9 protein-coding genes are annotated in these 9328 nt (G+C 62.1%); 6 read left to right on the top strand and 3 right to left on the bottom strand.

Going from position 1 to position 9328, the window contains the following annotated elements:
- On the bottom strand, window positions 1-456 hold a 456-nt coding region (locus KBT70_RS16450), incomplete at its 3' end, for a homocysteine S-methyltransferase family protein (protein ID WP_296636530.1).
- Window positions 457-621: 165 nt separating this feature from the next.
- Window positions 622-936 (bottom strand): DUF1476 domain-containing protein, encoded by a 315-nt coding sequence (locus KBT70_RS16445; protein ID WP_296636528.1) that lies wholly within the window; start codon window positions 934-936, stop codon window positions 622-624.
- A 162-nt stretch (window positions 937-1098) separates the two neighbouring features.
- On the opposite strand from KBT70_RS16445, the gene purC reads away from it, so the two are divergent.
- From purC to KBT70_RS16415, 6 genes are all read left to right on the top strand, one after another.
- Window positions 1099-1860, top strand: a complete 762-nt coding sequence (gene purC / locus KBT70_RS16440; RefSeq protein ID WP_296636523.1) for a phosphoribosylaminoimidazolesuccinocarboxamide synthase — start codon at window positions 1099-1101, stop codon at window positions 1858-1860.
- A gap of 11 nt (window positions 1861-1871) precedes the next feature.
- Window positions 1872-2111: a phosphoribosylformylglycinamidine synthase subunit PurS gene (gene purS / locus KBT70_RS16435; RefSeq protein ID WP_296636520.1), complete on the top strand. Its 240-nt coding sequence runs from the start codon at window positions 1872-1874 to the stop codon at window positions 2109-2111.
- The gene (gene purQ / locus KBT70_RS16430) at window positions 2111-2779 is read left to right on the top strand and encodes a phosphoribosylformylglycinamidine synthase subunit PurQ (RefSeq protein WP_296636517.1); all 669 of its coding nucleotides are present in this window, start codon (window positions 2111-2113) and stop codon (window positions 2777-2779) included. Before purS ends, purQ begins: the two co-directional genes overlap by 1 nt.
- A 45-nt stretch (window positions 2780-2824) precedes the next feature.
- Window positions 2825-4585, top strand: coding sequence for an ATP-binding protein (locus tag KBT70_RS16425; protein ID WP_296636514.1), 1761 nt, complete (start codon window positions 2825-2827; stop codon window positions 4583-4585).
- Window positions 4586-4591: 6 nt separating this feature from the next.
- Window positions 4592-5926, top strand: a complete 1335-nt coding sequence (locus KBT70_RS16420; RefSeq protein WP_296636511.1) for a sigma-54 dependent transcriptional regulator — start codon at window positions 4592-4594, stop codon at window positions 5924-5926.
- 403 nt (window positions 5927-6329) lie between these two features.
- On the top strand, window positions 6330-9017 hold the full coding sequence (locus KBT70_RS16415; RefSeq protein ID WP_296636508.1) for a ribonuclease E/G: 2688 nt from the start codon (window positions 6330-6332) through the stop codon (window positions 9015-9017).
- 64 nt (window positions 9018-9081) lie between these two features.
- Here the strand turns inward: KBT70_RS16415 and KBT70_RS16410 are convergent, their stop codons facing one another.
- Window positions 9082-9312 carry a sulfurtransferase TusA family protein gene (locus KBT70_RS16410; RefSeq protein WP_296636535.1) on the bottom strand — a complete coding sequence of 77 codons (231 nt, stop codon included), beginning with the start codon at window positions 9310-9312 and terminating at the stop codon, window positions 9082-9084.
- Window positions 9313-9328 lie beyond the last annotated feature (16 nt).

Raw genomic sequence — 9328 nt, 5'->3', positions numbered from 1 at the left:
GGTTTCGAGCCAGAGCACATCGGCCCCGCCTTCCTTGAGACCCTCGGCCTGTTCGTGGAAAATCTCGACCGCCAATTCATGCGTGAGCGCGCCCATCGGGGCCATGATCTCACCGGTGGGTCCGACAGAGCCCGCGACGATCACGGGGCGGTCATAGCGGTCGGCCACGTCACGGCCAATCTCGGCGGAGATGCGGGAGAGTTCGCGCGCGCGGCCCTGTGCGCCATGCAGTTTCAGACGCGCCGCATTGCCGCCAAAGGAGTTGGTGAGAAACAGGTCGCTGCCCGCATCCACAGCCTCGGTATAGAGGCGCTTGATCCGGTCGGGGTGCTGATCGTTCCACATTTCGGGGGCATCGCCCGATTGCAATCCCATGTTGAAGAGATTGGTGCCGGTGGCCCCATCGGCGAGAATCCAGTCGCGGGTGGCGAGCATCTTGGTGAGGGCGTTTGTCATCTGGGCTGTCCCGTAATCCGTGAGCACGCAGATGTGCCATCAAATCGGGCATGCGCGCAAATGCATATATTTCATGTAAATGGTGAGGCGCGTTTGTATTGCCTGACCAAGAAGAAAGGGCGCGCCATGGTGTGACACGCCCCTGATTTCGTCGAATGTGCCGGCTCAGGCCTCTTTGGCAAGCTGGCCCTTGGCGATCTTCAAGAGTTCGGCCATCTTGGAGCGGATCGTATCGACATCGGCGATATCGCCCAGATCGGCCGCGACCTTGCGCACGACGTCTTCGTGGCCGGCCTCTTCAAAGTCGGCCTTGACCACTTCGAGGGCGTAGGCGTTGGCGTCGTCGCCGGTCTTGCCCATCAGTTCTGCGGCCCAGAGGCCCAGAAGCTTGTTGCGACGGGCCACGGCGCGAAAGGCCATTTCCTCGTCATGGGCGAATTTGTTTTCGAATGCGCTTTCGCGATCGTCAAAGGTGGTCATTGGGCCGGTCCCCTTGCATGCGTTGCCGTTGCCCCCGATATGCAATCTGGCACACAAAAGGGCAAGGGGCCAACGCCATCTTGCGACGTGTTGGCCCATGCACTATGAGAGCGCATCGGCATGAGGGGACTCACGCCCCCCACCCTCAACGATGGAGTTCCCATGGCTCGGCGCAAGAAAATCTATGAAGGCAAGGCCAAGACCCTCTACGAGGGCCCCGAGCCGGGCACGATCATCCAGTATTTCAAGGATGACGCCACCGCCTTTAACGCCGAAAAGAAGGCTGTGATCGAAGGCAAGGGCGTTCTCAACAACATGCTGTCCGAGTATTTCATGACCGGGCTGAACACCATCGGCGTGCCCACGCATTTCATCAAGCGGTTGAACATGCGCGAGCAATTGGTGCGCGCGGTCGAGATCATCCCGCTTGAAGTGATCGTGCGCAACTATGCGGCGGGCACCATGGCCAAGCGTCTGGGGATTGAGGAGGGCACTCAATTGCCGCGCCCGATCGTGGAATATTGCCTCAAGGATGACAAGCTGGGCGATCCGCTGGTCACTGAGGAGCATATCGCCGCCTTTGGCTGGGCCAGCCAGCAGGATATGGACGATATCCTCAGCCTCGCGCTGCGCGTCAATGATTTCCTTGCCGGTGTCATGTATGGCGTCGGCATCAAGCTGATTGATTTCAAGATCGAGATCGGTCGCGTCTATGACGGCGATTTCCAGCGGCTGATCGTGGCCGATGAAATCAGCCCCGACAGTTGCCGGTTGTGGGATATCGCCACGGGCCGCAAGCTCGACAAGGACGTGTTCCGCCGCGATCTGGGCAGCCTGACGGATGCCTATACCGAGGTTGCGACCCGTCTTGGGGTCATGCCCAAGGGCAGCACGCCGATGGCGCGGCCCAAACTGATCAACTAAAGAGGTATCCCATGAAAGCGCGCGTGCATGTCATGCTGAAATCCGGCGTTCTTGATCCGCAGGGCGAGGCGGTGCGCCATGCCCTGGGGTCGATGGGGTTTGGCGGGGTCGAAGCAGTGCGGCAGGGCAAGGTGATCGAGCTTGATCTGGCCGAGACCGACGCGGCCAAGGCCAAGGCGACCGTGACCGAGATGTGCGAAAAGCTGCTCGCGAACACCGTGATCGAGAGCTATTCGGTGGAGTTGGCCTGATGCATGCCGCCGTCATCGTCTTTCCCGGATCGAACTGTGACCGCGATCTGGCGGTCGCCTTTGAGCGTGCGGGCGCGCGGGTGTCGATGGTCTGGCACAAGGATACCGATCTGCCGCAGGGCGTCGATGTGGTCGGCGTGCCGGGCGGGTTTTCCTATGGTGATTACCTGCGCTGCGGCGCGATTGCCGCCAATTCACCCATTTGTCGCTCTGTGATCGCGCATGCGGACAAGGGAGGCTATGTGCTGGGCGTCTGCAACGGGTTTCAGATCCTGACCGAGACGGGCATCCTGCCCGGTGCGCTATTGCGCAATGCGGGGCTGAAATATGTCTGCAAGCCGGTGGGTCTGCGGGTCGTGACCTCGGACAGCGCCTTTACCCATGGTTACGCGGCGGGCAGCACGATCACTGTGCCGATTGCCCATCACGATGGCAATTACTATGCCGATGACGCCACGCTCGAGCGGCTTCAGGCCGAGGATCGCGTGGCCTTTGCCTATACCGACAATCCCAACGGGTCGGCCCGTGACATTGCGGGCATCCTGTCCGAGAATCGCCGCGGTCTGGGAATGATGCCGCATCCTGAGCGGATGGCAGAGCCGTTGCAGGGGGGCACCGATGGGGCCGCTCTCTTTGCCGGGCTCTTGGGGGCGCTGGAACGCGCCTGAGCGCTTGCGCTTGAGAAGCGGCGTCGCGCGGCATAGTCTGGACGTATGAGCAAAGCTGCCACTTCGACCGCACGGCACCGGATGCGCACCATTTCGTGGCGCGCACGGGCGGTGCTGTTTGCGCTCTTTGTGGTGGCGGTGGCGGTGGTGCTGACCACCAACCGGCTTCTGACGGATCGGTTCACCGAAAACACGCGCAACCGCGCGGAGCTGCGACTTGTGCTCTATTCCGGCAACCTTTTGTCAGAGTTGCGCCAGAACGCCATCGTGCCGCAGCTTTTGGCGCGGGACCCTGCGCTGATTGCGGCGCTCAATACGCAGGACTATGCGCAATCCACGCAGCGGCTGATTTCGTTTCTGGAAGAGATCGGCGCGGCGGGGCTGACCCTCTTGGACAAGGACGGGCGGGCGGTCGCTGCGACCGAGCGCTCGCGTCTGGGCGAGAGCCACAAGGCGGCGGCCTATTTCGTGGATGCGATGCGCTCGCGCGATACGATTTTCCATGTTTTGCGGCAGGAAACCGGGCAGTTCAACTTTTACTACTCGCGTCGAATCGAGACCCAGAATGGCACGTTGGGCGTGATCGTGGTCGAGGTTGATCTGCGCAAATACGAGCGCGCCTGGGCGGGGATTTCCGATGCCGTGATGGTGACGGATACCGAAGGGCGGATCATTCTGGCGACCGAACCGCGCTGGCGTGGGTTGACAGAGGCCGAGGCGCTGCGCCGAGAGCCGGTCACCAGCGCCATCCAACGCGCCATTCAGGCGACCTCGGATTGGACCGCCCTACCGGCCGATGCCTATGTGCGCGGCGAAGCGGTGATGCGGGTCGAGGGGCGTGTGGCCTTTCGGGGTTGGCGGATCGCCGGGTTCACCACCTACACGGCGGTGCGCGACAAGGTGAACGGCTATCTCGCGCTCGAGATCATGGGATTCGCGATTCTCTTGGCGCTCGCGTTTTACTTTCTCAACCGCAAGGCGGCGCTGCGGATGGCGCTGTTTCAGCGGGAATCGGCAGAGCTTCGCGCATTGAATGCCCGCCTCCAGCGGGAAATCGCCGAACGCCGCCGCGCGCAAGAGAACCTTGCGCAGGCTGAACAGACCATCCAGCAAAGCTCGAAATTGGCGGTGCTGGGCGAGATGTCGGCGGCGGTCAGTCACGAGCTCAATCAGCCGCTTGCAGCGATGAAAACCTATCTCGCGGGGGCGCGGCTCTTGCTGTCGCGCAACCGCCCTGACGAGGCCCTCTCGGCGTTTCAGCGGATCGACGATCTGATCGAGCGGATGGGGGCGATCACCAAGCAGCTCAAGTCCTATGCGCGCCAGTCTGGAACGCAGTTTTCCCCTGTAAACATGGCGGATGCCGTGGCCTCGGCGCTCTCGATGATGGAGCCGCAATTGCGCCAGCGCAAGATCACCATCACCCGCACCCTGCCGGATCAGCCGGTGATGATCATGGGGGACAGGGTGCGGGTGGAACAGGTGATCATCAACCTGTTGCGCAATGCCATTGATGCCACCAACACGGTGCCCGATGCCACCATCGACATTCTGCTCGCGGCGGGGGAAACGGCGGTGTTGACGGTGCGCGACAACGGCGAGGGGATCGGTGATTTCAAGAACCTTTTCGAGCCCTTTTACACCACCAAGCAGCCCGGCGACGGGGTCGGGCTTGGGCTTGCTATTTCGTCGGGGATCGTCAACGACCTTGGCGGACGTCTGGTGGCGCGCAATGCGCCTGACGGAGGGGCTGTATTCGAGATGCAGCTCCCCATATTGGCGGATGAGACTCGAGCAGCGGAGTGACGTGAAATGCCAGCAGCCATGAAAATCGCCATCGTCGATGATGAAAAGGACATGCGCCAGTCCATCAGCCAATGGCTGGCCCTGTCGGGCTATGACACCGAGGCCTTTGCTTCGGCGGAAGAGGCGCTGAAATCGCTGGGGCCGGATTATCCCGGCATCGTCGTGACCGACGTGCGGATGCCCGGCATGGACGGGATGCAGTTTCTCAAGAAGCTGATGGGGTCCGACAGTTCGCTGCCGGTGATCATGATCACCGGGCATGGCGATGTGCCGATGGCGGTCGAGGCCATGCGCATCGGTGCCTTTGATTTTCTGGAAAAGCCGTTCAACCCGGACCGCATGACCGAACTGGCCAAGAAGGCCACCAATGCCCGCCGCATGACGCTGGACGCGCGCGCACTGCGCAAGGACCTGTCGGATGGTGGCCAGTTGATGAAGAAGCTGATCGGCACCAGCAATGCCATGGAGCGGCTGCGCGAGGATATCCTCGATCTGGGGCAGGCGGATGGTCATGTGCTGATCGAGGGCGAGACCGGCACTGGCAAGACGCTGGTGGCGCATGCGCTGCATGCGGTGGGCGCGCGCGCGGGGCGCAAGTTTGTGTCAGTAGCCTGTGCCGCCTTTGATGAGGAGGGGCTGATCAAGCGCCTCTTTGGCCCGGTGCAGCCTGACGATGCGCGGCTTCCGGCCTTTGAAGAGGCACGCGGCGGCACGCTCGTGCTAGAGGATATCGAGGCGTTGAGCGAGGCGGCGCAGGCCAAACTCCTGACCCATATCAACGCCGAAGGCACACCGCCAGAAACCCGCGTGGTTGCCATTTCGAACATGCAGGACGAGGGGCACACCTGCGAAGATGCCTTGCGGCCCGATCTCTTTTACCGGCTGGCCAGCCTGCGGATCACCGTGCCGCCGCTGCGCCAGCGGGGCGAGGATATTCTGACGCTCTTTACCCGCTTTGCCGAGCAATTCGCCGAGGATTACGGCTGTGACGCGCCGCAGGTCAGCGCGCAGGAGGCCACGCAGCTCTTGCAGGCCCCTTGGCCCGGCAATGTGCGCCAGCTCTTCAATGTGGCCGAGCGCGCGGTGTTGCAGGCGCGGCGGGGATCGGGCACGATCACCTCGCTGCTCATGTCGGATCATCAGGATATGCAGCCGGTGATGACCACCGAAGGCAAGCCGCTCAAGGAATATGTCGAGGCGTTCGAGCGCATGTTGATCGACAACACCATGCGCCGCCACAAAGGCAGCATCGCTGCGGTGATGGACGAACTCTGCCTGCCGCGCCGGACCCTGAACGAAAAGATGGCCAAGTATAATCTGCAACGGTCTGACTATCTTTGACCGCCGATAAGCCCGCTTTTCATTTTGTCCATTGTCATTGGCGCATGGGACGCTTTACTGTGACACTATGGTGACGGGTGCAATCCGCTCCGTCACCACGAGAGATTCGCTGTTTCAGTCCTCCGTACGGATCATTCCGACATGATTGAGCAGACCGATTGGGCCCCGTTCACGGGACCACATACAAGCCTGACCCCTTGCAAACGGTGGACAGGCCCTGAATTGGCGCCGCAAGGGGCCGGAGAAGAAGAACCGCGATGAAGCGCGCGAGACATCACTTTGTCAGTGCAGGGGCCGACACCGGCACCCTTGGCTGCGCGTCCGCCATCGCCCTTATCAGACATCTGCCGCAACGCGCCGCCCCACCGGGGCAGGCGGCCGCGCCGCGATGCAAACGGAAAACATGGCTACGAAAATGCTCATTGATGCCACCCACGCCGAGGAAACTCGGGTTGTGGTGGTCGACGGAAACAAGGTCGAGGAATTCGATTTTGAGTCTGAAAACAAACGCCAGATAGCTGGCAACATCTATTTGGCCAAGGTGACGCGGGTTGAACCCTCGCTTCAGGCGGCCTTTGTCGATTACGGCGGAAACCGGCACGGATTTCTGGCGTTCTCGGAAATCCATCCCGATTACTACCAGATCCCGGTTGCCGACCGCGAGGCCCTGATGGCCGAGGAAGAGGCGCTGGCCAATGCGCAGAACGACGAGGACGAAGATCGTCCGCGTCGTAGCAGCGGTGGCGAGGGGCGGAGCGATGGTCGGAGTGACGGGCGCAACAACCGCTCTCGGTCGCGCTCGCGTTCGCGCACGCGGTCTGAAAAGACACAGTCTGACGATGCCGTGGCCACCTCGGAAATCTCGGGGATGGAAACCATCGACCTCGAGGACGAGACCGCCGCAGCCGCCGAAGTGCCCGAGGCGACATCGCCGATGGAGCGCGTGGCCGAGACCCCGGTCGAAGAACCCGAGGACACCGGTGCCGACGAGTCGGGCGAGGATGAGCCCGAGAGCGATACCCGCGATCATGCCGCGCAGGATGACGAGATCGAATCCGTCGCGGAAGAGGATGACAGCGAGGATATTCGCCCGGTGCGCAAGCCCCGTGCGCGCCGATACAAGATCCAAGAGGTCGTCAAGGTCCGCCAGATCATGCTGGTGCAGGTCGTCAAGGAAGAGCGCGGCAACAAGGGCGCGGCGCTTACCACCTATCTGAGCCTTGCAGGCCGCTACTGCGTGCTCATGCCCAACACCGCGCGCGGGGGTGGCATCAGCCGCAAGATCACCAATGCCGTGGACCGCAAGAAGCTCAAGGAAATCGCGACCGAGATCGACGTGCCGCGTGGCGCGGGCCTGATCGTGCGCACCGCCGGGGCGAAACGCACCAAGGCCGAGATCAAGCGCGATTACGAATATCTGCAACGGCTCTGGGAACAGATCCGCGAATTGACCCTTCGCTCGATGGCGCCGGCGAAAATCTATGAAGAGGGCGATCTGATCAAGCGCTCGATCCGCGACCTTTACAATCGCGAGATCGACGAAGTTCTGGTTGAGGGCGAGCGCGGCTATCGCATTGCCAAGGACTTCATGAAGATGATCATGCCGTCGCATGCCAAGAACGTGAAGCATTACGTCGATCAACAGCCGCTCTTTGCCCGGTTCCAGGTCGAAAGCTATCTGTCGGGCATGTTCAACCCGACGGTGCAGCTCAAATCCGGCGGCTATATCGTGATCGGTGTGACCGAGGCGTTGGTTGCCATCGACGTCAACTCTGGCCGCGCCACCAAGGAAGGCTCGATCGAAGAAACCGCGCTCAAGACCAACCTTGAGGCCGCCGAAGAGGTGGCCCGTCAGTTGCGCCTGCGTGACCTTGCGGGTCTGATCGTGATCGACTTTATCGACATGGACGAGCGTCGCAATAACGCCTCGGTGGAAAAGCGGCTCAAGGACAAGCTCAAGACCGACCGCGCGCGCATTCAGGTGGGCCGCATTTCAGGTTTTGGCCTCTTGGAAATGTCGCGTCAGCGTCTGCGCCCCGGCATGATCGAGGCGACGACGCAGCCCTGTCAGGCCTGCCATGGCACCGGCCTCATCCGCTCGGATGACAGCCTTGCCCTGTCGATCCTGCGCCAGATCGAGGAAGAGGGCGTGCGCCGCCGCTCGCGTGAGGTGTTGGTGAAATGCCCGGTGGGTATTGCCAACTATCTGATGAACCAGAAACGGGATCATGTCGCGCAGATCGAAGGGCGCTATGGCCTGTCGGTGCGGATCGAAGGTGATCCGCGTCTGGTCAGCCCTGACTTTACGATGGAAAAGTTCAAGACCGCGACCCGCAATGTGCCCGAAGTGCCGATGGCGCAGTTCGTGTCTGGCACATCGGCGCTGATGGATGACATCGACGACGAGGTTGAGGACGAGATCGACGACGAGGTCGAAGCCGAAGCCGGTGACGAGGCCAAGAGCGCGCCCGGCAACGCGGGCGAGGGGGGCGACAAGCCCAAGAAGAGCCGCCGCCGCCGCAGCCGCCGCCGCAAGCCCAAGAATGGCAACGGGTCTGACCGTAATGGTGAGGGGTCCGATGAGGGCCGCGAGGACGATGACGCGGATGGGTCGGACGAGACGGATCAAGAGAATGATGGTTCCGCGCCCGAAACTGTCGCCGAGACCGTGACTGAGACCTCGACCGAGGCGTCGGCGGAGGCTGGAGAGGAAGCTGTCTCTGAAGAGAAGCCCAAGGCCAAGCGCAGCCGCGCCCCGCGCAAGAAGAAAGAGCCTGCGGAGAAGGAAGGTGCGTCCACCGAAGAGGCCCCCAAGGCCAAAGCGGCAGACAAGCCCAAACGCACCCCGACCCCGCGCAAGAAGAAAGAGCCTGAGGCCGCAATTGCGGAGGAGGCCAGCGTAAGTGCAGAGCCCGAAGCGGCACCTGTCGTGGCGGAAGCCGCGCCGATAGTCGCGGAGGTGACACAGGAGCCGGTGGCCGATGCAACGCCTGAGCCGGTTGCAGAAGTGACACCGGAGCCGGTGGCAGAGACCCCGGCACCGCAGGACGACAACAAGCCGAAGCGTCGCGGCTGGTGGTCGCTGGGCTGAGCGCAAGCGAAACGGAATCAAGGATGCCGCGCCCTCGGGTGCGGCATTTTTCGTTGTGGAGGCGTCAGGAGGTCTTGCGGATCAGGTAGGTCTGGACGCCATCCGCATCGGTCGCGGAAATGAGATCATGCCCGGATTCGGCGCAGAAATGCGGCACGTCTATCACCGCCGCCGGATCATCCGCCTGCATCGCAATCACCGCGCCAATCGTCATGGATTTCAAGCGCTTGCGCAGCTTGAGCACGGGCAGGGGGCACAGAAGGCCGCAGGCGTCGAGCGTGTCATCAGGTGTCATGACGCTTGAGATAGCG

The sequence above is a fragment of the Roseovarius sp. genome (assembly GCF_018066915.1).
Lineage (GTDB): Bacteria > Pseudomonadota > Alphaproteobacteria > Rhodobacterales > Rhodobacteraceae > Roseovarius.
This window is presented reverse-complemented; position numbering and strand designations above follow the sequence as displayed.

Excerpts from the sequence above, each read along its gene's own strand:
- KBT70_RS16420 (WP_296636511.1), top strand. The coding sequence starts at position 4,592 with ATGCCAGCAGCCATGAAAATCGCCATCGTCGATGATGAAAAGGACATG.
- KBT70_RS16410 (WP_296636535.1), bottom strand. The coding sequence starts at position 9,312 with ATGACACCTGATGACACGCTCGACGCCTGCGGCCTTCTGTGCCCCCTG.
- KBT70_RS16445 (WP_296636528.1), bottom strand. The coding sequence starts at position 936 with ATGACCACCTTTGACGATCGCGAAAGCGCATTCGAAAACAAATTCGCC.
- purQ (WP_296636517.1), top strand. The coding sequence starts at position 2,111 with ATGCATGCCGCCGTCATCGTCTTTCCCGGATCGAACTGTGACCGCGAT.
- purC (WP_296636523.1), top strand. The coding sequence starts at position 1,099 with ATGGCTCGGCGCAAGAAAATCTATGAAGGCAAGGCCAAGACCCTCTAC.
- purS (WP_296636520.1), top strand. The coding sequence starts at position 1,872 with ATGAAAGCGCGCGTGCATGTCATGCTGAAATCCGGCGTTCTTGATCCG.
- KBT70_RS16415 (WP_296636508.1), top strand. The coding sequence starts at position 6,330 with ATGGCTACGAAAATGCTCATTGATGCCACCCACGCCGAGGAAACTCGG.
- KBT70_RS16425 (WP_296636514.1), top strand. The coding sequence starts at position 2,825 with ATGAGCAAAGCTGCCACTTCGACCGCACGGCACCGGATGCGCACCATT.